The sequence below is a fragment of the Bacillus taeanensis genome (assembly GCF_003318295.1).
GTDB classification, from domain to species: Bacteria; Bacillota; Bacilli; order Bacillales; family UBA6769; genus Maribacillus; species Maribacillus taeanensis.
This window is the reverse complement of sequence record NZ_QOCW01000001.1, coordinates 18,292-40,766: the sequence shown is the minus strand read 5'-3', so window position 1 is coordinate 40,766 and position 22,475 is coordinate 18,292. Positions and strand designations below refer to the sequence as shown.

The following is a 22,475-nucleotide window of genomic DNA, read 5'->3' as shown; positions in this document are numbered from 1 at the left end:
AAGGGTTATATAATTATGGGATTACTCCCGTAATAACGCTTTTGCTGCACCTTCGTCTGTGACGAGTATGCTTTTTGGGCCGCGCTTCATGTAAGCATCAATTGCATTTGCTTTTGATGTTCCTCCAGCGACTGCAATAACTGTTTCACATTTTTCCAAATCATCAAGCTGCAGACCGATTGTTTTTACTTTGTGGACGACTTTTCCTTCTTGATCAAAGTAATAACCAAACGCTTCGGCTACTGCTTCACTTTCAGCAATTTTATCCTGCACTTTTTGTGATGATTTTCTGCGCACTGCCATTGTATTAGCTTCACCAATCCCATGGATAACCATGCGAGCCGATTGAATTAATTCCAGTCTTTCTTTCACATTTGGTTCTGCAATTAGTGACTGATAGGCTTCTTCGCTTAATTGATCGGGAACATGAAGCAGGCGGTAATCGCCCATGGCTTTACTTGCCATTTTTGCACAAATTGTATTTGCTTGATTTTCCACTTGTTCTCCTAAACCGCCTCGTGCTGGAACAAATAAAAGTTCAAGCCGCGGTTCTGGCGTCATCATTTCAGCAACAGCTGCAAGCGTAGTGCCTCCTGTTACTGCAATTACTGCTTGATTCTTGAGTCTTGCTTTTAAAATCGCAACAGCAAATCGGCCCATTTCTTTTTTTACCCATGATGCCTCATCACTATCCCCTGGCACAACGATTACTTCAGATAATTGCAATCGCTTTTTTAGTGCTTCTTCGAGTGCCTTTAATCCCGATATTTCTTTCATCACTTCTTCTAAATGATGAAAAAGATAATTGCCTTCTTTTGTAAGCGACATTCCTTGCGGCGCAATGTCAAGAAGCCCCTGTTCTTTTAAAAAAGAAACTTCGCTGCGCAGCACCCGCTCAGTAATATCAAGGCTGGAAGCTAAACTTCTGCGTCCAATCGGTTCCATAAGTCGAATGTACTGAAGGATACGATAGCGCTTGGTCATCACATCAAAGAGATCGGGCACTAGTTTTTTTTGCACATTTAGTAACGATCGCATCAAGCCTTCTCCTTCACGACCTTTTTTCCAATGACCAGACATGCATAACTTATTTTTAAGAAATACTATCCTAAGAAAAGTATGCTATGCATAATTCGGGACGTTTAAAGTCCCGTAGAGACATTTTTTGTCCCTGTTAAGTAAAAAAAAGATCTCTTACGTTGTTTATTCTATCAGTTGTGCGCAGCTGTGGCAACAAAAATTACTTTATTTTTAAAAGTAAACGCTTTCTTACAGTATTTTCTGAAATTATTCCCTCATCAAGGACTTCATCATTCCTTACAATGACTGGTATCCGGATTTGATACTCTTCTAATAATGCATCATCTTTATAAATATCGACTTCTTTTATTGAAAGAGGGATCTCTTTATTTATCTTATGCAAAACCCCCTTTGCCTGTTCACACAATGAACAGTTTTCTTTCGAATATAGAATAACCTCAATGGATTTCATTTATTCAAGCTCCGTTCTATTATTTGATTGCCTTCCTTTCGGCGAGAAAACACCGAAAACTTATTTTATTGTAATAAAAATAGAAGGATCCTGCACCTTCTTTTACAGGATCATTCGGTAGTTTTATCGATAACGCTTTCTTTTCGATGAAGCTGGGATATTCATTTCTTCTCGATACTTGGCGACTGTTCGCCTTGATACAGTAAGTCCTTTCTCTTCTTTTAAAAGCTGGGCAATCTTTTGATCGGAAAGCGGTTTTTGTTTATTTTCTGTATTAACCAGCTCTTTAATGTGCAGCTTTACGGTTGAGGAAGACGCGTCATCACCTGTTTCTGAAGAAAGTTTTGAAGTGAAAAATTCTTTTAATTCATACACTCCTTTTGGTGTTTGCACAACTTTATGCTTTGTCGCGCGGCTCACTGTCGATTCATGCACATCAATTTCATCGGCAATTTCTTTCATTGTAAGAGGCTTTAAATAAAGAGGTCCTTTTTCTAGAAAATCTTTTTGTTTATTTATAATGGTTTCAGTGATTTTTAAAAGTGTTAATCGTCTCTGTTCAATGCTTTTAATTAACCACATCATCTTTTGATACTTATCATGCATATAAGAGGCTGCTTCATCTTTTTTTGTTTGGGTGAGCATATATTGATATTGTTTATTAAGCTGAATTTTCGGAAGCAAATAATCATTAACCGAAACAACATATTCTCCTTCAATCTTTTCTACAGTAATATCTGGAACAAGATAGCGCGGTGTATCCCCGCCAAATGATGACCCTGGCTTAGGATCAAGTGAGCAAACAAGGTCAGCGACAGCTTGAATGTCTTGGAGTGTCACATCGTATTTCTTTGAGAGTTCTTTCCACTTTTTTTCTGCCAGAAGCGTAAGATCTTCTATTATAATTCGTTCTGCTAATTCATTATCCGCAGCAACATGATAGAGCTGAAAAAGCAAACATTCTTTTAAAGTACGCGCCCCTACTCCCGGAGGATCAAAATGCATTAAACGGTTATGCGCTCGTTCCATATCGTTTAAAGAAACGTTAAGGGATGCTGCCGCTTCTTCAAAACTTACCGTTAAATAACCAGCATCATTCACATTTTCAACAAGATAAAGGAGATTTTTGCGTTCTTGGCCTTTAATTTTTAAAAAACGAACCTGCTGCATCAAATGTGTATGCAAATCATCCTCACGATGACTAATAAAATCAAAAGGGCTGGGCGTTTGATCTCCCTCATATGGCCTTGCATCATAACTTGGCTCACTCGCTGTAAATGATGGTTCATATGTTTGTTTTTCTTCCCATGTTGAATCTTTTAATTCAACTAATGGATTTTCAAGCGCTTGTTCTTTAATAAAATTTGAGAGTTCAAGCGTGGAATATTGCAAAATCGTAATTGCTTGACGTAACTCAGTAGTCATTACTAATTTTTGTGTTTGTTTTTGAAACAAGCCTAATTCCATGTAAAACTCCCCCTCATTTTTATTTTACTATAAGTAATGAAGAGATGATATTGAATTCTTCTATGAAAAATAAAGCCAATTTTTACGTTAAAAATCTCTCTTGCAATTTTTATTTATGTTTCATATAATAGGATTGTTGCTCTTAATAATGCGCTCGTAGCTCAGTTGGATAGAGCGGTGGTTTCCGGTACCACGTCTGTCGGGGGTTCGAATCCCTCCGAGCGCGCCAATTGTATGATGCTGTTTTTCACCATAATTTGCAGCACAAAGAGACATAAAAACAGAACTAAATAAAATTCGCGGCGATATTTTCACAACCTATATGTGTAAATTATCATATGCCGGATCATTGTTTGAAATTACATAATCGTTGTCGATATAACGAAAGAGAAAACCTCCATCTGATAAAAAATCAGATCGGAGGTTTTTTGTTTCCACTTTAAAATCACTTTTATTATAGAAGTAATTAAGTTATTTACGCGGTGTCTCTGAATACGTATAAACAGCCGAACCACCTTTTTCTGCTCGACCAGAAAAGTGCATAAAATCTTTTTGAGCTGTTAATTGAGTCCGAAAAAATAAAAAGTCTTCTTTGCCTACTCTATATTCTTCAATCGATCCATTTCTTAATTCATCAAGAATCACGTGTGCTTCTTGTTCCGTCATCTTTTCCACCTCCGCCCATATTATAGCATGCTTTTTTTCCAGCGCCTTTTCATAGGCATGATATAAAAATCAAACATGAATTTCTATTATAAGGTCAAACTAATGATGGGGCTAACCGCTCCAAATTTTATACATGATGGAGGGCACAGCATGACAAATCGCGGCGGTTATCGCAAAACAAAAAATCGTAAAGCACCGAATGCTGATTACTTTAGAGAAGAGTATGGCAGGAACTTAGGAAGCGAGTATAATAAAGCAAATAAAGCAGAACAAATTAAAGAGCATTAACTGCAAAGAAGGCGTGTGCAGTCATTCAACTGCACACGCCCTCCCTTTTCAGCTTCTTATCTTTTCTACACCTCAATGGTTAAATTACATAAAAACAATGTTACAATAAAGATATGAATGAAAGAGAGGATGAGAAATATGGATTTAAACAAACCATCTGTTGAAAATGCAGCCTTTATGGTTGAAGAAATTCAAAAAAAATTAAGAGTTGTGAATATGGGTGTTATTAAATCAACTCATTTCAGAGAAGAACAATATGAAGAACTAAAAGATGTTTATGATTATGTGATGAAAAAAGAATCATTTAGTGTAAATGAAATGGACGGCATTTTAGAAGAATTAAAACAACTTCGCAACGCATAAAAAAGAGGACAATCCTCTTTTTTCTTTTTAACACCATATAAATTTGGTTTAAAACCAAAAGATATGGGAATTATGAATATGGTGCCGTTCGGAATTTTTTATACATAAAAAATTAAGGAAGAAACAAAAAACGACAGTTTCTCTAAAAGGATTTTCCGTTTATCACTTGAATAATATATAATAGACAAGCAAGAGTTTTTATTTGACCTATATTGACCAAATAGGTATGATGGAAATACATACAGACCATTTGCTTTATGTAAAAGAATGATAAAGATTGATAAGGGAGGACAAAAACATGAATTTAATTCCTACAGTTATTGAACAAACAAATCGTGGTGAACGCGCCTATGACATTTACTCTCGTCTTTTAAAAGACCGCATTATTATGTTAGGCAGTGCAATTGATGATAATGTCGCAAACTCTATTGTGGCACAATTACTTTTCTTAGCTGCAGAAGATCCAGAGAAGGATATTTCAATTTATATTAACAGCCCTGGTGGTTCCATTACAGCAGGTATGGCTATTTATGATACAATGCAGCACATTAAACCACAAGTATCAACAATTTGTGTTGGTATGGCAGCTTCAATGGGAGCGTTCCTACTTTCTGCAGGAGCACCTGGCAAACGTTTTGCTCTTCCGAACAGTGAAGTAATGATTCACCAGCCATTAGGCGGTACACAAGGTCAAGCAGCAGATATTGAAATTCATGCGCGCCGCATTATCCAAATGCGTGAAAAGCTAAATAAAATTATGGCTGAACGTTCAGGTCAACCACTTGAAGTAATCGCTCGTGATACAGATCGCGATAACTTTATGTCAGCTGAAGCTGCAAAAGAATACGGTCTAGTTGACCACGTACTTTATGATGAATCACAAAAATAATAAGAAAAGCGTAAGGCACCTGCTTATCGACGACAAGCATAAGACAAAACGTCCAGAAGGTTGTCTTTTACCTTCTGGACGGATTGGCTTATGACCTCGAGCCGATGGCACCTGGAGCTGGATAATAAGAAAAGTTTCAGACGCCCGCTTATCGACGGCTGAAACTAGACAGAAAATGTCTCTTTTCTTTATAAAAAAACTCTCTCACAACGTGAGAGAGTTTTTTTTATGCATCATTACTCATAAAGGCAGTAAGCGCTTCGAGTGCATCGCTTTCATCTTTTCCATCCGTAATTAGAGTAACTGTGGACTCTGAAGAAATAGCAAGACTCATAATTCCCATAATGCTTTTTGCATTTACTTTTTTACCATCTTTTTCAATAAAAACATCTGAATTAAAGCGGTTTGCTTCTTGCACAAATAATGCAGCTGGTCTAGCTTGTAAACCTGTTTTTAATTTTACAACCACATCTTTTTCAATCACTAGTATATTCCTCCCTCATTGTAATTAAATAAACAACTAGTAAACGCTATCATGTATGTTCTAAAATTCGTTTAGGACAGCGGCTGTCCTAGACGAATTTTGTTGGCAATTTCATCTATCTTACGGAGACGATGGTTAATCCCGGATTTACTAATTTGTCCGCTTTCCACCATTTCTCCTAACTCCTTCAATGTTACATCCTGATGTTTAACGCGAAGCTCTGCAATTTCTCTTAACTTGTCAGGCAAAATTTCAAGGCCAACTTCTCGCTGAATTAATTTAATGTTTTCGACTTGACGCATTGCTGCTCCTACTGTCTTATTTAAATTGGCTGTTTCACAATTAACCAGACGATTTACGGAATTACGCATATCTTTCATAATTCGTACATCTTCAAAATAAAGCAGGGCACGGTGAGCACCAATAATGTTTAAAAACTCAGTAATTTTTTCGCCTTCTTTTAAATAAATAATATACCCTTTTTTACGCTCAAGCATTTTTGCGTTTAACCCAAAACTGTTCACTAACTCACAAAGTGAAGCGGTGTGCTCCTCATACATTGAAAAGATCTCTAGATGATAAGAAGTTTCAGGATGATTGATTGAGCCTCCCGCTAGAAAAGCACCGCGTAAATAGGAGCGTTTGCAGCACGTTTTTCTAATTAATTCATCATTAATTTTCCGTGTAAAGGCAAAGTGCTCATCAATAATTTTTAATGTCTCAAGCAGTTCTCTCGCTCGATCGGCTAAGCGGACAATGTAAACATTATTTTTCTTAAGGCGCATTTTCTTTCGCACAAGCAGTTCAACGTGATAAGAATCCATCTGCTTAATGAGCGTATAAATTCTCCTTGCAATGGCCGCATTCTCTGTTGGTATGTTTAATATAAGCTGATTGCTGCCAAATGAAATAGAACCGTTCATACGAATCAGTGCTGCCAGTTCCGCTTTTGTACAGCAAGGTTTGATCTCGAGCTGTGTTAGCTCTTTTTTTGTTTCGGCTGCAAATGACACACCATTTCACCCCCCTTTATACCCGCAGGGGCTTTTTATTTTCCCTCTGCTTTTACATCATGTTGTTTGTTCCGAAGAAGTTGGAATAAGCGAGAGCAGAATTTTTGAAACTTTTCTTGCATTATGTCGAATTAATAGATTATCATATTGAATTATTTTATCACTAATCACTTCAAAACCAAAGGATTTAAGCCGCCCTTCATCATAAACAATAGGCTTTGCTCCTTCTAATGCATAGCGATCGGAAACTTCTTTCGGAACACTGGACGCGTTTACAACAATCGTATCGATTAATTGAGCGCCAACATGGTCAATTATGGCCTGCACATGATCAGAAGCGGTATAGTCTTCTGTTTCTCCAGGTTGTGTCATCACATTACATATATACACTTTTTTCGCCTTTGCCATTCGTACCGCTTCACTAATTTTTGGAACAAGCAAATTCGGCAGTAAACTTGTATACAAACTGCCAGGTCCTAAAACAATTAAATCTGCTTCCCGAATCGCTTGTAATGTTTCAAACAGCGGTTCAACTTCTTCTGGGCTTAAAAAAACCCGTTTAATAATTTTGTTTGATTGGGGGATTTTGGACTCCCCTACAACAATCGATCCATCTTCCATCTCTGCTTTTAATACGATGCTTTGATTTGCTGCAGGCAGTACTTTTCCTTTTACATTTAACACACGACTAAGCTCGCGAATGGCGGTTACAAAGTCACCCGTAATATCTGTCATCGCTGCCAAAAGTAAATTTCCAAGCGAATGTCCTGAAAGTCCGCTGCCATTTTTAAAACGATGCTGCATGACAGCTTCTAATAAAGGCTCCACCGTAGAAAGTGCGGTTAATACATTTCGAACATCGCCTGGAGGAGGAATATGAAATTCATCCCGCAGGCGACCAGAACTTCCCCCATCATCTGCAACAGTGACAATCGCTGTAATATCCACATGGAAGCGTTTTAATCCTCGAAGCAGAACCGAAAGCCCTGTTCCCCCTCCTATGACAACAATTTTCGGCTGGGTTTCTTTCATGTATGCCTTCCTTTCTCAACATCTCGGTGCGTAGTATGGGTCCGATATTCCTCAGCAAATTGTTTTCCTAAATACTCAGCTAATGTAACAGAACGGTGTTTCCCTCCGGTACAACCAATCGCAACAACGAGTTGGCTTTTCCCTTCCCGCTTGTATTGAGGAAGCATAAAGGAGAGGAGTTCTGATAATTTTTCAATAAACTGCTGTGTTTCTGACCATTTTAGGACGTAAGAAGATACTTCTTCATCAAGACCTGTTTTGGGACGCATATGGTCAATATAATGCGGATTAGGAAGAAAGCGTACATCAAAAACAAGATCCGCATCAATTGGAATGCCATATTTAAAACCAAATGACATCACATTGACGGTAAACGGATGTTTTGTTTGAAATGTAAAACGCTCAATAATCTTTTCTCTTAACTGCACCGGTTTTAAATCTGTTGTATCAATAACCTGCTGAGCGCGGCCTTTTAATTCTTCCAGGATTTCACGTTCAAGCTTAATGCCTTCTAACGGAAGTCCCTCAGGCGAAAGAGGATGAGATCTTCTTGTTTCTTTATAACGGCGGACAAGACCAGAATCTTTGGCATCTAAAAATAAAATTTGTACCTTTATATGCTCATTTGTTGTTAATTCATCAATCACTTTAAAAGAATCGTCAAAAAAGTCGCGCCCTCTTAAATCCATTACAAGCGCTACTTTATCAAGACGCCCTTGCGATTCATTTATTAACTCGACAAACTTTGGTACAAGTGCAGGCGGTAAATTATCCACACAGAAAAAGCCGAGGTCTTCTAAACTTTGCATCGCGACGGTTTTTCCTGCACCGCTCATTCCAGTAATAATGACCATCTGCGTCTCTTTTTGTTCTGTCATTATTTCCTCTCCCCCTTTTTACAATCAAGCTTATGATGGATCTAATCGATAAGCTAACAGCTGAAAATCAGGTGTATAGGTAAACGTCCCAAAGATAATTCCCGTTCCTTTTAACACATAATCAAGAATATGATGATCGCCAGGTGCCATCGGCAGTTCTCCAATGGCATTTGTAGGTTGCCATGCTACTTTTCCTTCCTCCGATTCATCTAAGGCGTCGCCATCAAATTCATCTGCATAAAACGTAAACATCATCCACTCTGATACAACTTTTTCATTTTCTTTTATAATAAATGTAAAAATCCCTTTTAATGTCGGGTTTTTTAAATAAATACCTGTTTCTTCTCGAAATTCTCTTGTTACAGAGTCCTTTACTGACTCTCCAGGTTCCATTTTGCCGCCTGGTGCAACCCACCATCCACGCCTAGGTTTCTGAAGCAGTAAAACTTGATTACCCTTTTTTAAAATACAGTTTGTTACTCGCTGCACAAGCGTCACCTCTGCATTAAGTATACTATGATTTAGATTCCCTCACAATAAACATAGCTATTAATTATAGTATATATTCGACAAAAATCTCCTTAACCCCTTTAAGGAAAGATTCAATTATTTTTTAAAACCCACAAAAAAATAGCACAGGATCTACCTGTGCTAATAAAGCTATATAAAATAAAAGGGGGTCAATTTCGCTTTCATTATAACTTACTTCTATTTCAAAATGATTACAGATGTGTTAATATCAAATGACTTTTTTGTAATTTTTGTTAATTAACATCTTTTTTATTTATTATGACTTAAGGCTAAGCTTTTCTTTTAAGTTTTCAATATAGTGCTGTGCCGATTGTGCGGCAATACTGCCATCACCTGTTGCTGTTACAATTTGACGAAGCGTTTTTTCACGTACATCGCCAGCACCAAAAATACCAGCAATTTTCGTTTCCATTTTTTCATTTGTTTCGATATAACCTGATTCATTTGTAATTCCTAAGTTTTTAACCGCTTGATTTAACGGAATCATCCCGATGTAGATAAATACACCCTCTGTTTTAAATTCTTGTTCTTCTCCTGTTTCCGTATGAACAAGTGTGACGCTGCCCACTTTGCCATCTTTATCATTAATTTCTTTTACAGTATGATTCCAAATGAAATCCACTTTCTCATTTTCAAATGCGCGCTTTTGAAGAATTTTTTGTGCACGCAGTTCTTCACGGCGGTGAACAATCGTGACTTTTGAGGCAAAGCGTGTTAAATAAACACCTTCTTCTACAGCAGAGTCGCCGCCGCCAACCACAACAAGCTCTTTCCCTTTAAAGAAAGCACCGTCACATACAGCACAGTAAGAAACACCGCGCCCGCCGAGTTCTTTTTCTCCCGGCACACCGATTTTCTTATATTCAGCACCCGTACTTACAATCACTGCACGTGCTTTATATTCTTTATTTCCAGCAACAACCGTTTTGTATTCTTCCCCATCAATAATCTCTTTAATATCTCCATATTGATATTCCGCACCAAATTTCTTGGCATGTTCAAACATTTTATTTGAAAGATCTGGACCTAAAATATGGTCGAATCCTGGATAGTTTTCCACATCTTCTGTGTTCGCCATTTGTCCGCCTGGAATTCCTCTTTCAATCATTAATGTACTTAAATTTGCACGTGATGTGTAAACCGCTGCAGTTAACCCTGCTGGTCCCGCTCCCGCAATAATGACATCATAAATTTTTTCTTCACTCACCAATGTTCACTCCTTTATTAACATCTACTAAATAAAAGTATCATTTTCTAAATAAAAAAGCACGTTTCAATTTATCCTGTTTTTGTTTAGTTTATCTGTTTTTATCCTATAAAATACTGAATAAGAAGTCTATGAAATTGCTCACAAAAAAGCGAAAGAAGCCATTTCGCGCGTTTTCAACGGATGTTAAAAGCAGATATTTTAAGTTTCCCTTGGCTGCAAATAATAAAACTTCTTGAAAAGTCTGTCTGCAGAAAACAACAAGGGGGTGTCTCATTAGGATCAGACCCCCCACAACCTCCTATAAGATATAGATACGTTTTATAAAACGTATCCTATATATGAGGCGGGGAGGGTCAGACTCTATGCTTTTGAGACAGCCCCTTGTTGTTTCATTGTTCATTTTCGATAATTTGCTGCAGTTGTTTCACATATTTCGAAATCGTCACAGGGGAAAGCTCATATTCTTTTGCAAGCTTTTTTTGAGAAATAGGATCAGCGTATTGTTTTCGCCACGCATACTCACCCGCTGCTGCCCATGCGTTCGTGTTTTGAAGGGGCATGTTTTCTAAACGAGCATATCCAAACAGCTTTAACCAGATACACGTCATTACTTGCTCTAATTCTAAAGCAGAAAATCGTTTTGCAAGCTTATCTTTTATATCAACAGCATGATGAATAAAAGCGGGAAGCTCTTCTTTTGCTTTATACAGGATGCTGTTTGCCTTTTCTTTCACAACGACTGTTTCGTGTGGATGTATTTCAAGCATTGTAAAAGCGGCAACCTCTTTTAATAAAAGAGGTTCTTCTCTATTTTCACAAAACTGTTTTAACATTTCATAATCTTTTGCTTTTCCACTGTCGCGAAGTAGAAAGAGCTGAAGTACTTTCGCTTCTGTTTCTTTTCTCACATCTTCAAGCGATTGTTCCCCATAAGGGTGCTGGGAAAAGGTTGCGCTTTGCTCATGAAGGTGCTCAGGATGGAGTGTTCCTTTTTCTAAACGTGCTAAACACTCTTCTGCAATTTGATTGTGTGGGTCAATTTCTTTAAGTCGCTTCCACTCCCTTTTCGCTTGTGCTTTGCGCCCTGTCATAAAGGCTGAAACCGCAAACCAATGATAAAAGCTCGGTTCCCACTCAAATCCATATTTTTTTAGTTTTGTAAGCCTTGCATAAGCAATTTCATGCTCTCCAAGCATCCCAAATGTACTCGCAAGCTTATAGCGGTGCTCTAAATGGGTCGGATACACTTTTTTCAAACGCTCGGCAAGTATTCCGCTTTTTTCATCCATTTTTAAAAAATGATAAAAGAGCGCCGCATTACATAACGCGTGCAAATTCCCAGGGTTTTCTGTTAATACTTCCTTTAATACACTTAATGCTTCCTCCGATTGTCCCGAATAAAAATAAGCAAGTGCTAAGTTATTATAGGCAGCCCAAAAAGTTGGATGTTCTGCCGTCATCTTTTCGAGAAGGGAAATCGCGCTATAAAAATCTCCTGATTCAAGGCGCTTTCTCGCTTGTTCATGCTGGTGGATAATTTCCTCTTCGTAATCAACGAGCGGTGATTCGATTTCTTCTCCTTCAAATGTTTCTTCAATAAACCATAGAAGCTCTTCTAAATCTTCCGCAAATTCACCATCCGGATCCTTTGTTAAATATAAATTTGCCTGCTTTTCAGCTTCATCAAACATACCGAGATGTGCATAATTATTTGCAATAAAAAAATGACATTCACTCATGTCAGGGTCAATCTCTTGCATAATTTTTTCAAACCATTCGTTTGACTCAATGTATTCACCAAGTTCAGCCTGCACGGCTGCAAGCTGACATATATAGGCTGCTTCATGCGGTTCTAGCTTAACCGCACGCTGCAAGTATTTTTTCGCTTTATGCAAATCACGCTTTTTATAAAAAGATAATGCGCGCTCAAAGTAATAGTCTCCACTCTGGATAAATGGAATCAACTGGCCGCTTTCGTTCGTTACTTTTTCTTTTTTCATGCTGGCCTCCATTTCATTTAATCATACCTTTGAAAGTATAACACATTTACAACATTTTCAACATCATGGACAAGGATATTTTCAAATCGCTCGTAAACAATATAGATAGACTTAACATTCCAAGATGGATATGTTGATTTTGACTCATTCGTGCGAAATTGTTCCTTTGTACACTTTCAACGAATGTTACAAGCAGGCAGGTTGACATCATGTAAATGAAAACGAGAATACTGGAGGATTTTCTATGAAAAAGATATTTTTATTTGCTATTATCGCTTCTTTCCTTACAATAACAGGCTGCAGCACTGAAGAACCTGCTGCAGGAGAAGGCGATATTCAATACGGTGAAAATAAACAATATGAAGAAAATGATACCGACCTTAAAAATGTAAAATATAATACAAAAGAAGAAAAAGCTAAACTAAAAGAAGAGAAATAAGCATATGCTTACTTCTCTTCTTTCGGTTTATGACGCTCTTCTAACACTTGTAACACATCATCAAGCGGCAGTTTTTGTTCACGAAGTAATACGAGCAGGTGATAAAGTAAATCAGCTACTTCCCACTTTAATTCTTCAGGATCGCGATTTTTTGCTGCAATAATCACTTCGCCAGCTTCTTCGCCAACCTTCTTTAAAATTTTATCAACACCTTTTTCAAATAAGTATGTTGTATAAGCCCCTTCAGGTCGTTCCGCTTCACGCTTAGCAATTACTGTTTCTAATTCGTTCACAATATCAAAGCGATTTTCCCTAACTGCCGCTTCTTCATTTAACAAAGACTTAGAAAAACAACTGTAGCTTCCTGTATGGCAAGCTGGACCACTCGGCGTTACTAACACAACAAGTGCGTCTTGATCACAATCATAGCGCATATCGACAATACGCTGTGTATTTCCTGAGGTTGCTCCTTTATGCCATAGCTCTTGACGAGAACGGCTGTAAAACCATGTTTCTTTTGTCTCTAATGATTTTGTGAGTGACTCTTCATTCATATAAGCAACGGTTAACACTTCTTTACTTGCTGCATCTTGAACAACCGCTGGAATTAAACCTTTTTCATCAAATTTTAGTTCATTTACGTTTATCATCGAATCGTCACCCCTTGTTTCTTTAAATAATCTTTTACAGCTGTAACAGACGTTTCTTTATAATGGAAAATTGACGCAGCTAATGCAGCATCCGCTTTTCCTTCTGTAAATGTGTCATAAAAATGCTCGGCATTTCCTGCACCGCCTGAAGCAATGACCGGTACAGAAGTTGCTTCGCTTACCGCTTTTGTTAAGGTATTATTAAAGCCTGTTTTCGAGCCGTCTTGATCCATACTTGTAAGTAAAATTTCTCCCGCGCCAAGACTTACCGCATGTTTTGCCCATTCGACAACTTCCCATTCTGTCGGCTTACGGCCGCCGTGTGTATAAACGCGCCAAGAATTCAACTCTTCATCGTATTTCGCATCAATCGCAACAACAATACATTGAGAGCCAAAATAGTCGGCACCTTCTTTAATAAGTTCGGGATTTAGAACCGCTGCTGTATTTACCGATACTTTATCAGCACCAGCGCGAAGCACGCGTTTCATATCTTCTAACGCGTTAATACCGCCGCCAACTGTAAAAGGAATCGCAAGTGTTGCCGCTACTTCACGAACAACATCAACCATTGTCTTCCGTCCTTCATGGGAAGCTGAAATATCTAAAAAGACAAGCTCATCTGCTCCTTCTTCATCGTAAAATGCGGCAAGCTCAACAGGATCACCGGCATCGCGAAGACCAACAAACTGAATGCCCTTTACAACGCGTCCTTCTTTTACATCTAAACAAGGAATAATTCGTTTTGTAAGCATTACACATTCACCTTTCTTAACGCATCAGAAAGTGAGAATTGGTTTGTATAAAGCGCCTTACCGACAATTGCACCGCCAACACCTTTCTCTTTGCTTTCAGAAAGCACTTCAAGGTCAGATAACTGACTAACACCGCCGGAAGCAATTACTTCTTTTCCCGTTGCTTCTGCAAGCTTAACAATTGCTTCAACATTTGGACCAGACAATGTACCGTCTTTTGAAATGTCTGTGAAAATAAACACTTCTGCCCCATGTTCTTTTAGTTCAAGCGCTAGCTCTTCTGCTGTTACTTCTGAAGTTTTTAACCAGCCTTCAACCGCCACATAGCCGTCACGTGCATCAATACCGATCGCAATTTTTTCACCATACTGTTTTAACATCTTTTTTACAAAGTCAGGATCTGAAATCGCACTGCTTCCTAAAATGACGCGGTCAACACCCTTCTCTAAGTAAAACGCCACATCTTCCTCATTACGGATTCCGCCGCCGATTTGCACTTTCGCAGGAAGCTCTTTTGCAACTTGAAGCACATATTCATGGTTGACACGTTTCCCTGCTTTCGCCCCGTCAAGATCGACCATGTGAATCCAGTCTGCTCCTTGTTCAACAAATTGTTTCGCCATATCAAACGGTGAGTCACCGTAAACTGTTTCTTGATTATAATCGCCCTGCAGTAATCGAACACACTTACCACCGCGCATATCAATCGCTGGATAGATTGTAAATGACATTATTTTTTGCCCCTTTCAGCACTGCTTATTTTCCTTCAATAAAATCTGCATAGTTTTGTAAAATCGCAAGACCGGTTTTACTGCTTTTTTCAGGGTGAAATTGTGTACCGAAAACATTTTCACGTCCAACAACCGCCGGCACTTTAACATCATAATAATCAGCACTTGCAAGTGTGACATCCACATTCTTCGTCTTAACAACGTACGAGTGCACAAAGTATACGTAATCTTCTTTTAAGCCTTTTAAAAGAACAGAACTCGGATCATTGAAATGCAAATAATTCCAACCCATATGTGGCACTTTATACGCTTCACCGTCTTGTGTCGCCCCCGAGAAGCGCTCGACACGTCCCGGTAAAAAACCAAATCCTTTTGAAAAGCCATTTTCTTCGCTTTCTTCAAATAACAGCTGCATGCCAAGGCAAATACCAAGAAGCGGCTTTCCTTCTGCGACATAGTCTTCAACAAACTGTTTTAATCCTGTAAACTCTAATGCTTCAACAGCGTCTTTAAATGCTCCTACACCTGGTAAAATTAATCCTTTCGCTTCTTTTAATTCTTCTGGGTTATCGGACAGAACATAGTCATAATTTAAACGTTCAAGTGCTTTACTAACACTGTGAAGATTGCCCATTCCGTAATCAACAATGCCGATCATTTATAACATCCCCTTTGTGGAAGGCACACCTTTAACGCGAGGATCAATGCTTGTTGCTTCATCAAGCGCACGTCCTAATGCTTTAAATACTGCTTCAATAATATGATGCGTGTTGTGGCCGTAATGAACGATAACATGAAGGTTCATACGTGCTTCAAGTGCTAATTTCCATAAAAATTCATGCACATTTTCTGTATCAAATGTGCCTACTTTTTGACTTGGAAGTTCGCCGCGAAACTCAAGGTGCGGGCGGTTGCTTAAGTCAACAACAACTTGCGCAAGCGCCTCATCCATCGGTACAAATGCACTACCATATCGTTTAATTCCCTTTTTATCGCCAAGCGCTTCTTTTAACGCATGTCCAAGACAAATGCCGATATCTTCTGTTGTATGATGATCATCAATTTCTGTATCACCGTTTGCAGCAATATTTAAATCAAACTGCCCGTGCTTGCGAAAAAGATCAAGCATATGGGTCATAAATGGAACTCCTGTTTCAAGCTCTCCTTGTCCTTCACCATCTATGTTTAATGAAAGCTTTATTTGCGTTTCATTTGTATTGCGTTCAATCGATGCTTCACGTGTCATTTCTTCTTCTCCTCCACTAATCGTACTTCAACCGCTCTTGCGTGTGCTTCAAGACCTTCTAATCTAGCAAGGGTGGCAATTTTATAGCCATTTTCGTCAATCGCTTTTTTGCTGTAAGAAATAATGCTTGATTTCTTTTGAAAATCATCCACATTTAATGGACTTGAAAAACGCGCTGTGCCGTTTGTCGGCAGCACATGATTTGGTCCTGCAAAATAGTCGCCAACAGGTTCTGAGCTGTATGGTCCTAAGAAAATTGCGCCTGCATGTCGAATATCGCTAAGAATACTCATCGGGTCCTCAATAATCACTTCTAAATGCTCAGGGGCCAGTTCATTGACTACTTTTATCGCTTCTTCTAGGTCTTTCGTTACGTAAGCCGCTCCGTAATCACGAATCGATGCTGCAGCAATTTCTTTTCGCGGTAATGTTTCAAGCTGACGGTTTACTTCTTCTGCTGCTTCTTCAGCAAGTTTTTGCGAAGGCGTTACAAGTACAGCTGAGGCACGCATATCATGTTCTGCTTGTGATAATAAATCGGCTGCAACAGCATCCGCTTTTGCTGTTTCATCTGCGAGCACAACAATTTCACTCGGTCCTGCAATCATATCAATATCAACGTGTCCGAACACTTCACGCTTTGCGAGTGCCACATAAATATTTCCGGGTCCAACGATTTTATCAACAGGCTGAATCGTTTCCGTTCCATACGCAAGGGCCGCAACCCCTTGGGCACCGCCAACTTTATAAATTTCGGTTACGCCAACTTCACGAGCGGCAACGAGTACACCCGCCGGCAGTGTTCCTTCCTTTGAAGGAGGTGAAACCATCACAATTCGTTCAACACCTGCTGCTTGAGCCGGCAGAACATTCATCAGAACAGACGAAGGATAGGCAGCCGTCCCCCCTGGTACGTAAACACCAACTGAATCAAGCGGGGTGATTTTTTGACCAAGCATGGTGCCGTCTGGATTTGTTGTAAACCACGAGTTGCGCTTTTGTTTTTCATGAAAATCACGAATATTGGACGCCGCTTCACGAATATAACCAACAAGTTCTTCATCGATAAGTTGATACGCCTTTTCAAATTCTTCTTCGGTTACTTTTAAAGAAGAAAGATTCACACCGTCAAACTTTTCAGTAAATTGATAAAGAGCAGTGTCACCTTCTGCTTTGACGCGCTCGATAATTTCTAAAACTGCTTCTCTTTGGGAGTCTGTTCCCTGCTCGATATCGCGTTTTAAGGAAACTGTGTTCTCTACAGCAAGTATTTTCATGATGCATCTTCTCCTTCAATCAGTACCGATAAACGGTCAACCATATCGTCAATTTCTGTTGACTTCATGCGGTAGCTTGCTGGATTGACAATAAGACGGGAAGTAATATCCACAATATGCTCAAGTTCGACAAGACCATTTTCTTTTAACGTTCGGCCTGTTGAAACAATATCAACGATGCGATCAGCTAAGCCAATTAACGGTGCAAGCTCAATTGATCCGTTCAATTTAATAATTTCAACCTGCTCGCCCTGTTCGCGGAAATATTTTGAAGCAACGGTTGGATATTTCGTCGCGACTTTCGGGGCAACATCTTGAATTTTTGTATTCGGAAGCCCTGCCACCGCTAAGTAACATTCACTAATTTTAAGATCAAGCACTTCATACACGTCACGCTCTTCTTCAAGCATAACATCTTTTCCGGCAATTCCGATATCCGCCACACCATGTTCAACATATGTAGGAACATCCATCGGCTTCGCTAAAATAAAACGCATATTTTCCTGTTTAATATCAAGAATTAATTTTCTTGAATCATCAAATTCCGGCGGCAAATCATAACCTGCCTTTCGCAGCAGCTCAACGGCCTCAATAAAAATACGTCCTTTTGGCATTGCAATTGTTAACTGCTCTTTCATGATGTGACCCCCTTGCCTGCTTTCCCAATACAATAAACGACTTCTGAAAACCGCTCTGTTACTGCATCTAAATCGCCGATACCGGTAAGATCTTGAAGCACAACGCGTTCTCCTTCGCGGCGCTTTTTAGCAGCAAGATCAATCGCTTCAGAACGGCGCTCTGGACTAAAGATGACACACGTAATTTCCGGCTCTTCTTCTGTCATGCCAAGTGCTTCAATTAAATGATCTAACCGAATCCCAAACCCTGTTGCCTGCGCCGGGCGGTTAAATTTTTCTAACAGCTGATCATAGCGACCGCCGCCGCTTAACGCATAGCCAAGATTGCTTCCATATGCTTCAAACACAATCCCTGTATAGTAATTAATATGACGAACAAGTGTAAAATCAATTTTCACATGATCAGTGACACCGTAGCTTTCAAGCACATCCCAAAGTGCTGCCAGCTGTTCAATCGTTCCGTCACGATCACTTTCACCAAAAACTTCATACGCTTTTGCAATCGCATCTTTCCCGCCGCGAAGCTCTAATAATGAGAGTAAACGGCGCTTATCAATAGAAGAAAGCTGCAAACTTTTTACATGCTGTTTAAAACCAACATAATTGCGCTCATATAAATAGCGGCGCAAAATATCCGCGCGCTCCTGATTGCCGACAATATCAACAAATAATGAATTAATAAAGCCAACATGTCCGATTGCAACTTGAAAATCTTTTAAGCCTGTTTCTTTAAAGATCGAGACCATTAAGCTGATTACTTCAGCATCGGCACTGCCTGTTCCATCACCAATTAACTCAACACCAATTTGCTCATACTCGGCAGGACGACCGCCTTCACGCTGCTGGGCGCGAAATAACTGCGTGTCATACGCAAGGCGAAGCGGGTATGTTACTTCTTTTAAGCTTGAACCTGCCACCCGGGCGATTGGCGCTGTCATATCCGGTCTTAAGACAAGTGTTTTCCCCTGCTGATCCAAAAGCTTAAACAGCTGCTGCTCAAGTGTTGATGAAGCTGACCCAACTGTATCGTAATATTCAAGTGTTGGTGTTTGAATAAATTGATAACCCCAGCTTTGAATCACACGTTCAATTTTATTGCGAATTTTTTTCTTTGTTTCATATAGTAAAGGAAGCGTATCACGCATACCTAAAGGTTTTTCAAATACGAATGGTTTTGACACGACTCGTTCACTCCTCTGCACTTTAGTTCGCTAATGTGCTACCAAAATAAAGAACTTTATTAGTAGTCTACACGTCATTTTCATCACCGTCAACCGAAACTATGTAAAAATTTTGACAAACTTATCAATATCTAAATACTACCATAAAAGCTAATATAGAAAATAAGAAACAAGGGGATGTCTCAAAAGCATAGAGCCCGACTCTCCCCGCCTCATATATAGTATGCGATTTATAAAACGCATCTACACCTTGTGTGAGGTTATGGGGGGCAGACCCTATTGAGACAACCCCTTATGTTTACTCCGTTTTTCCATTTCTTCTTTCGTATAAATAACTCTCATTGGATTACCGCCAACAAAGGCGCCAGGAGGGACATCTTTATGAACGAGCGAGCCTGCTGAAACAACAGCCCCATCTCCAATTGTTACCCCTGGTAAAATCGTGCTGTTCGCACCGATCATTACTTCATTTCCAACCACAACATCACCGAGACGATATTCATTTATTAAATATTCATGGGTAAGAATGGTCGTATTATAGCCGATAATCGTATTTTTCCCAATTGTAATTCGCTCAGGAAACATGATATCCATCATCACCATAAGCGCTACCGCAGTGTGATCGCCAATTTTCATCTTTAAAAATTTCCGATACAACACATTTTTTACCGATACAAATGGCATGTAGCGCGCAATTTGAATAATGGTAAAGTTTTTCATTACTTTAAAAAAGGATACGGTTTTGTAAATCTGCCAAAGCGAGTTCGTTCCTTTGACCGGATAACGCTCCGTATTTCTCACTTCACACTTGCTCCAACAATATCAAGTAAATCAGGCATCGTTTCAAGCATATAGTCAGGATTAAACTCAGCTAAAAAGTCCTTTCCTTTTATTGTCCAGACCACAGCAGCGGTTTTTACATTCGCATTTTTCCCACCTTTAATATCATACTGACTATCGCCAACCATCATCGTTTCTTCTGGTTTAGCACCAAGCTTCTCCATTGCCTGCTGCAGCGGCTCAGGGTGAGGTTTTGCGTTTTTAACATCATCAAGTGTGACAACCACATCAAAAAATTGATCAAGTTTTGTCAGCTTTAATCCCATTTCAACGGTATTGCGCATTTTTGTTGTAACAATTCCTAATTTATAACCTCGTTTATGAAGGATTTCAATTGTTTGAAAAACACCTTCATATTCTGTTACTAATAAATCGTGATTTGCAATATTATGCTCCCGATAGGTTGCCACCATATCGTCTGCCCCTTCTTTATTCATACGGGCAAAGCTTTCATAAAGCGGCTCACCAATAAATCCTACAATATCATCGCGGCCATACTCGCCAGGATAATAGTGATTGAGCGTATGAGTAAATGAAGCGATAATTAAATCATTGGTATTAATTAATGTCCCGTCTAGATCAAATAAAATTGTATTAATGGTCATAAGCTGTTTCCTTTCGTTGATAGTTTAGCTTCTTTTTTCCAATACGGTTCCACACAAATGCGACAACAATTGTTAATAAAATTGCAGCAACGAGCCGAACTAAAAGGAGCGGCCAGACTGGAATGCCAAGTGGAATAAATAATAATGTATCCTCGACAACCGCATGACAAGCAACGAGGAAAATAAATGCTAAATACAAGTCTTTTTTTGACACATTATCTTCTTTTGCCGCCTGTATCATCACACCTGCTCCAAATGCTAATCCAAAAAATAAGCCTGCCGCAAGTGTTGTCGATGTATTTTCACGCATCCCGAGCATTTTTGTAACAGGTGCCATCCACCTTGAAAACACATCCAGCCAAGAAAGGTCTTTTAAAATTTGGATAAAGATCATTAGTGGAATGACAATTATCGCAAGCTGAAGCACACCTAAACCGGCTTTTTCAGCTCCCTGTACGATCATATTCCCCCATCCGTTTACTTCATCATTATTTTGTGAAATAAAACCGTACTTTGCAAGCTCACTGCCGCCCTTCCAAACTAGATGAATAAAGAAGGCAGATATAACCGCTAGTCCAATTCTTACCGCCATCACAATCCATATTTTCACGCCAACTTTTGCAGCAACCGTTGATTCAATGAAAAGGTTATGAGAAAACGACAGCATCACCGCTAAAATAAATACATGTTTTACGGTTAAATCAAGCGTTAAAATCGCACCGATCGCCGCATAAATGTTTAAAAAATTACCGATTACAAGCGGAATCGCCGCTTCACCAGGAAGACCAATCCACTTCATTAAAGGTGTCAGGATTGAAATAAACCAACCTAAAATAGGCGTATATTGAAGCATCGTTACAACTAATGTAACAGGAAAAATAACTTTTCCTAAATCCCACGTTGTCTTAAGCCCGACTAAAAAGCCTTTTTTCAATGTTCCTACCATGTGAGAGGCTCCTCTCTTTCTTATTAAAGGTCTTTGTATCGCTTAGCTGCTTTTCCTGACAAACGGCGATACAAAATTAAGACAACAGCTAAACCAATAAGGACAATTGAAATAAACTGCGCCATTCGCAATGTTTCTGTCAGCATTAAACTGTCTGTACGAAGTCCTTCAATAAAAAAGCGGCCAATTGAATACCAAATCACATACGTTAAAAACAGCTCTCCCCGCCGTAAGTTTGCTTTTCTCAGCAGTAAAAGCCCTACAAAACCAATGATATTCCAAAGCGATTCATATAAAAAAGTTGGATGATAGTATGTGCCATCAATATACATTTGGTTAATAATAAACTCAGGAAGGTTTAAACTTTCTAAAAATTCGCGTGATACCGGTCCACCGTGGGCTTCTTGGTTCATAAAATTCCCCCAACGACCAATTGCCTGCCCTAAAATAATACTAGGGGCTGCAATATCAGCAATTTTCCAAAACGATAATCCTCGTTTTTTCGCAAATACAACCGCCGTGACAACAGAGCCAATTAATGCGCCGTGAATGGCAATGCCGCCTTCCCAAATTTTAATAATATCAGCTGGGTTGTCTTTATAATGACTCCAGCTAAACAGTACATAATAAAATCTTGCTGAAAGAATCGCAATTGGCACGGCCCACATTACAAGATCAACAAATGTGTCTTTTTTTAAGCCGAGGCGTTCACTTTCACGAACTGCAAGCCATAACCCTAGAAGAGCGCCTGTGGCAATAATAACGCCATACCAATACACGGTAAGCGGCCCTAGTTCAAGTGCTGTGCGGTCAAGTGGTTGAACCATCGCAAGCTCCATACTTCCCACTCCTAT

The 22,475-nt window shown here is 39.2% G+C and carries 27 protein-coding genes and 1 tRNA gene; 5 read left to right on the top strand and 23 right to left on the bottom strand.

All coding sequences use genetic code 11. The features are described 5' to 3' along the window. Nucleotides 1-21: 21 nt before the first annotated feature. The 3 genes from DS031_RS00215 to rpoN all read right to left on the bottom strand — a co-directional run bounded on the left by DS031_RS00215 (nt 22) and on the right by rpoN (nt 2,959). Entirely contained in the window at nt 22-1,038 is a 1,017-nt protein-coding gene (locus tag DS031_RS00215; protein WP_113803919.1) for a sugar-binding transcriptional regulator, read from the bottom strand. A 202-nt stretch (nt 1,039-1,240) separates the two neighbouring features. Next, nucleotides 1,241-1,492, bottom strand: a complete 252-nt coding sequence (locus tag DS031_RS00210) for a glutaredoxin family protein (RefSeq protein ID WP_245947130.1) — start codon at nt 1,490-1,492, stop codon at nt 1,241-1,243. Nucleotides 1,493-1,615: 123 nt separating this feature from the next. Then, nucleotides 1,616-2,959, bottom strand: a complete 1,344-nt coding sequence (rpoN, locus tag DS031_RS00205; protein ID WP_113803918.1) for an RNA polymerase factor sigma-54 — start codon at nt 2,957-2,959, stop codon at nt 1,616-1,618. 150 nt (nt 2,960-3,109) lie between these two features. Between rpoN and DS031_RS00200 the strand changes: the two genes are divergently transcribed. Then, nucleotides 3,110-3,188, top strand: a tRNA-Arg gene (locus DS031_RS00200). Between the two features lie 242 nt (nt 3,189-3,430). Here the strand turns inward: DS031_RS00200 and DS031_RS00195 are convergent. Beyond that, on the bottom strand, nt 3,431-3,625 hold the full coding sequence (locus tag DS031_RS00195; RefSeq protein ID WP_113803917.1) for a hypothetical protein: 195 nt from the start codon (nt 3,623-3,625) through the stop codon (nt 3,431-3,433). 150 nt (nt 3,626-3,775) lie between these two features. Between DS031_RS00195 and DS031_RS23400 the strand changes: the two genes are divergently transcribed. The 3 genes from DS031_RS23400 (at nt 3,776) to clpP (ending at nt 5,165) form a co-directional block, all read left to right on the top strand. Further along, nucleotides 3,776-3,913 (top strand): hypothetical protein, encoded by a 138-nt coding sequence (locus DS031_RS23400; protein WP_181832941.1) that lies wholly within the window; start codon nt 3,776-3,778, stop codon nt 3,911-3,913. Between the two features lie 138 nt (nt 3,914-4,051). Further along, a complete protein-coding gene (locus DS031_RS00190; RefSeq protein ID WP_113803916.1) occupies nt 4,052-4,276 on the top strand; it encodes a DUF1128 domain-containing protein in 225 nt (74 codons plus the stop codon). Nucleotides 4,277-4,574: 298 nt separating this feature from the next. Continuing rightward, on the top strand, nt 4,575-5,165 hold the full coding sequence (gene clpP, locus DS031_RS00185; RefSeq protein ID WP_113803915.1) for an ATP-dependent Clp endopeptidase proteolytic subunit ClpP: 591 nt from the start codon (nt 4,575-4,577) through the stop codon (nt 5,163-5,165). Between the two features lie 226 nt (nt 5,166-5,391). On the opposite strand, the gene DS031_RS00180 is transcribed toward clpP, so the two are convergent. From DS031_RS00180 to DS031_RS00150, 7 genes are all read right to left on the bottom strand, one after another. After that, nucleotides 5,392-5,649, bottom strand: coding sequence for an HPr family phosphocarrier protein (locus tag DS031_RS00180; RefSeq protein WP_113803914.1), 258 nt, complete (start codon nt 5,647-5,649; stop codon nt 5,392-5,394). A gap of 71 nt (nt 5,650-5,720) precedes the next feature. Beyond that, nucleotides 5,721-6,662: a DNA-binding protein WhiA gene (gene whiA / locus DS031_RS00175; RefSeq protein WP_113803913.1), complete on the bottom strand. Its 942-nt coding sequence runs from the start codon at nt 6,660-6,662 to the stop codon at nt 5,721-5,723. A gap of 57 nt (nt 6,663-6,719) precedes the next feature. After that, nucleotides 6,720-7,694 carry a gluconeogenesis factor YvcK family protein gene (locus DS031_RS00170; protein ID WP_113803912.1) on the bottom strand — a complete coding sequence of 325 codons (975 nt, stop codon included), beginning with the start codon at nt 7,692-7,694 and terminating at the stop codon, nt 6,720-6,722. Continuing rightward, complete coding sequence (gene rapZ / locus DS031_RS00165; RefSeq protein ID WP_113803911.1) at nt 7,691-8,572, bottom strand: RNase adapter RapZ; 882 nt, start codon at nt 8,570-8,572, stop codon at nt 7,691-7,693. The genes DS031_RS00170 and rapZ overlap by 4 nt, the downstream gene beginning before the upstream one ends. A gap of 30 nt (nt 8,573-8,602) precedes the next feature. Then, nucleotides 8,603-9,061, bottom strand: coding sequence for an 8-oxo-dGTP diphosphatase (locus DS031_RS00160; RefSeq protein ID WP_113803910.1), 459 nt, complete (start codon nt 9,059-9,061; stop codon nt 8,603-8,605). A 298-nt stretch (nt 9,062-9,359) separates the two neighbouring features. Continuing rightward, a complete protein-coding gene (gene trxB / locus DS031_RS00155) occupies nt 9,360-10,310 on the bottom strand; it encodes a thioredoxin-disulfide reductase (protein WP_113803909.1) in 951 nt (316 codons plus the stop codon). Nucleotides 10,311-10,702: 392 nt separating this feature from the next. Beyond that, complete coding sequence (locus DS031_RS00150; protein WP_181832940.1) at nt 10,703-12,313, bottom strand: tetratricopeptide repeat protein; 1,611 nt, start codon at nt 12,311-12,313, stop codon at nt 10,703-10,705. A 244-nt stretch (nt 12,314-12,557) separates the two neighbouring features. Between DS031_RS00150 and DS031_RS00145 the strand changes: the two genes are divergently transcribed. Continuing rightward, the gene (locus DS031_RS00145) at nt 12,558-12,752 is read left to right on the top strand and encodes a hypothetical protein (protein WP_113803907.1); all 195 of its coding nucleotides are present in this window, start codon (nt 12,558-12,560) and stop codon (nt 12,750-12,752) included. A gap of 8 nt (nt 12,753-12,760) precedes the next feature. On the opposite strand, the gene hisIE is transcribed toward DS031_RS00145, so the two are convergent. From hisIE to lgt, 12 genes are all read right to left on the bottom strand, one after another. Next, entirely contained in the window at nt 12,761-13,402 is a 642-nt protein-coding gene (gene hisIE / locus DS031_RS00140) for a bifunctional phosphoribosyl-AMP cyclohydrolase/phosphoribosyl-ATP diphosphatase HisIE (RefSeq protein WP_181832939.1), read from the bottom strand. Then, entirely contained in the window at nt 13,399-14,157 is a 759-nt protein-coding gene (hisF, locus tag DS031_RS00135) for an imidazole glycerol phosphate synthase subunit HisF (protein ID WP_113803906.1), read from the bottom strand. The genes hisIE and hisF overlap by 4 nt, the downstream gene beginning before the upstream one ends. Further along, a complete protein-coding gene (gene hisA, locus DS031_RS00130; protein ID WP_113803905.1) occupies nt 14,157-14,891 on the bottom strand; it encodes a 1-(5-phosphoribosyl)-5-[(5-phosphoribosylamino)methylideneamino]imidazole-4-carboxamide isomerase in 735 nt (244 codons plus the stop codon). Before hisA ends, hisF begins: the two co-directional genes overlap by 1 nt. A gap of 22 nt (nt 14,892-14,913) precedes the next feature. Next, on the bottom strand, nt 14,914-15,546 hold the full coding sequence (gene hisH, locus DS031_RS00125) for an imidazole glycerol phosphate synthase subunit HisH (RefSeq protein ID WP_113803904.1): 633 nt from the start codon (nt 15,544-15,546) through the stop codon (nt 14,914-14,916). Then, complete coding sequence (gene hisB / locus DS031_RS00120; RefSeq protein WP_113803903.1) at nt 15,547-16,134, bottom strand: imidazoleglycerol-phosphate dehydratase HisB; 588 nt, start codon at nt 16,132-16,134, stop codon at nt 15,547-15,549. It abuts the gene before it with no gap. Beyond that, nucleotides 16,131-17,411, bottom strand: coding sequence for a histidinol dehydrogenase (hisD, locus tag DS031_RS00115; RefSeq protein ID WP_113803902.1), 1,281 nt, complete (start codon nt 17,409-17,411; stop codon nt 16,131-16,133). Before hisD ends, hisB begins: the two co-directional genes overlap by 4 nt. Then, a complete protein-coding gene (hisG, locus tag DS031_RS00110) occupies nt 17,408-18,049 on the bottom strand; it encodes an ATP phosphoribosyltransferase (RefSeq protein ID WP_113803901.1) in 642 nt (213 codons plus the stop codon). Before hisG ends, hisD begins: the two co-directional genes overlap by 4 nt. Next, nucleotides 18,046-19,230: an ATP phosphoribosyltransferase regulatory subunit gene (locus tag DS031_RS00105; RefSeq protein WP_113803900.1), complete on the bottom strand. Its 1,185-nt coding sequence runs from the start codon at nt 19,228-19,230 to the stop codon at nt 18,046-18,048. The genes hisG and DS031_RS00105 overlap by 4 nt, the downstream gene beginning before the upstream one ends. Nucleotides 19,231-19,506: 276 nt before the next feature. Next, the gene (locus DS031_RS00100; RefSeq protein ID WP_113803899.1) at nt 19,507-20,031 is read right to left on the bottom strand and encodes an acyltransferase; all 525 of its coding nucleotides are present in this window, start codon (nt 20,029-20,031) and stop codon (nt 19,507-19,509) included. Next, on the bottom strand, nt 20,028-20,675 hold the full coding sequence (ppaX, locus tag DS031_RS00095; RefSeq protein ID WP_113803898.1) for a pyrophosphatase PpaX: 648 nt from the start codon (nt 20,673-20,675) through the stop codon (nt 20,028-20,030). Before ppaX ends, DS031_RS00100 begins: the two co-directional genes overlap by 4 nt. Next, nucleotides 20,665-21,621, bottom strand: coding sequence for a nucleoside recognition domain-containing protein (locus DS031_RS00090; RefSeq protein WP_113803897.1), 957 nt, complete (start codon nt 21,619-21,621; stop codon nt 20,665-20,667). Before DS031_RS00090 ends, ppaX begins: the two co-directional genes overlap by 11 nt. Nucleotides 21,622-21,644: 23 nt before the next feature. Then, the gene (lgt, locus tag DS031_RS00085) at nt 21,645-22,460 is read right to left on the bottom strand and encodes a prolipoprotein diacylglyceryl transferase (RefSeq protein WP_113803896.1); all 816 of its coding nucleotides are present in this window, start codon (nt 22,458-22,460) and stop codon (nt 21,645-21,647) included. Between the last annotated feature and the right edge of the window lie 15 nt (nt 22,461-22,475).

What these genes read in the sequence shown, in the direction of transcription:
- clpP (WP_113803915.1), top strand. Translation starts at nt 4,575, where the DNA reads ATGAATTTAATTCCTACAGTTATTGAACAAACAAATCGTGGTGAACGC.
- hisB (WP_113803903.1), bottom strand. Translation starts at nt 16,134, where the DNA reads ATGACACGTGAAGCATCGATTGAACGCAATACAAATGAAACGCAAATA.
- hisG (WP_113803901.1), bottom strand. Translation starts at nt 18,049, where the DNA reads ATGAAAGAGCAGTTAACAATTGCAATGCCAAAAGGACGTATTTTTATT.
- hisF (WP_113803906.1), bottom strand. Translation starts at nt 14,157, where the DNA reads ATGCTTACAAAACGAATTATTCCTTGTTTAGATGTAAAAGAAGGACGC.
- DS031_RS00195 (WP_113803917.1), bottom strand. Translation starts at nt 3,625, where the DNA reads ATGACGGAACAAGAAGCACACGTGATTCTTGATGAATTAAGAAATGGA.
- rpoN (WP_113803918.1), bottom strand. Translation starts at nt 2,959, where the DNA reads ATGGAATTAGGCTTGTTTCAAAAACAAACACAAAAATTAGTAATGACT.
- lgt (WP_113803896.1), bottom strand. Translation starts at nt 22,460, where the DNA reads ATGGAGCTTGCGATGGTTCAACCACTTGACCGCACAGCACTTGAACTA.
- DS031_RS00210 (WP_245947130.1), bottom strand. Translation starts at nt 1,492, where the DNA reads ATGAAATCCATTGAGGTTATTCTATATTCGAAAGAAAACTGTTCATTG.
- DS031_RS23400 (WP_181832941.1), top strand. Translation starts at nt 3,776, where the DNA reads ATGACAAATCGCGGCGGTTATCGCAAAACAAAAAATCGTAAAGCACCG.
- DS031_RS00150 (WP_181832940.1), bottom strand. Translation starts at nt 12,313, where the DNA reads ATGAAAAAAGAAAAAGTAACGAACGAAAGCGGCCAGTTGATTCCATTT.
- DS031_RS00170 (WP_113803912.1), bottom strand. Translation starts at nt 7,694, where the DNA reads ATGAAAGAAACCCAGCCGAAAATTGTTGTCATAGGAGGGGGAACAGGG.
- hisD (WP_113803902.1), bottom strand. Translation starts at nt 17,411, where the DNA reads ATGAAAATACTTGCTGTAGAGAACACAGTTTCCTTAAAACGCGATATC.
- hisH (WP_113803904.1), bottom strand. Translation starts at nt 15,546, where the DNA reads ATGATCGGCATTGTTGATTACGGAATGGGCAATCTTCACAGTGTTAGT.
- rapZ (WP_113803911.1), bottom strand. Translation starts at nt 8,572, where the DNA reads ATGACAGAACAAAAAGAGACGCAGATGGTCATTATTACTGGAATGAGC.
- DS031_RS00145 (WP_113803907.1), top strand. Translation starts at nt 12,558, where the DNA reads ATGAAAAAGATATTTTTATTTGCTATTATCGCTTCTTTCCTTACAATA.
- DS031_RS00090 (WP_113803897.1), bottom strand. Translation starts at nt 21,621, where the DNA reads ATGGTAGGAACATTGAAAAAAGGCTTTTTAGTCGGGCTTAAGACAACG.
- DS031_RS00190 (WP_113803916.1), top strand. Translation starts at nt 4,052, where the DNA reads ATGGATTTAAACAAACCATCTGTTGAAAATGCAGCCTTTATGGTTGAA.
- hisIE (WP_181832939.1), bottom strand. Translation starts at nt 13,402, where the DNA reads ATGATAAACGTAAATGAACTAAAATTTGATGAAAAAGGTTTAATTCCA.
- ppaX (WP_113803898.1), bottom strand. Translation starts at nt 20,675, where the DNA reads ATGACCATTAATACAATTTTATTTGATCTAGACGGGACATTAATTAAT.
- DS031_RS00215 (WP_113803919.1), bottom strand. Translation starts at nt 1,038, where the DNA reads ATGCGATCGTTACTAAATGTGCAAAAAAAACTAGTGCCCGATCTCTTT.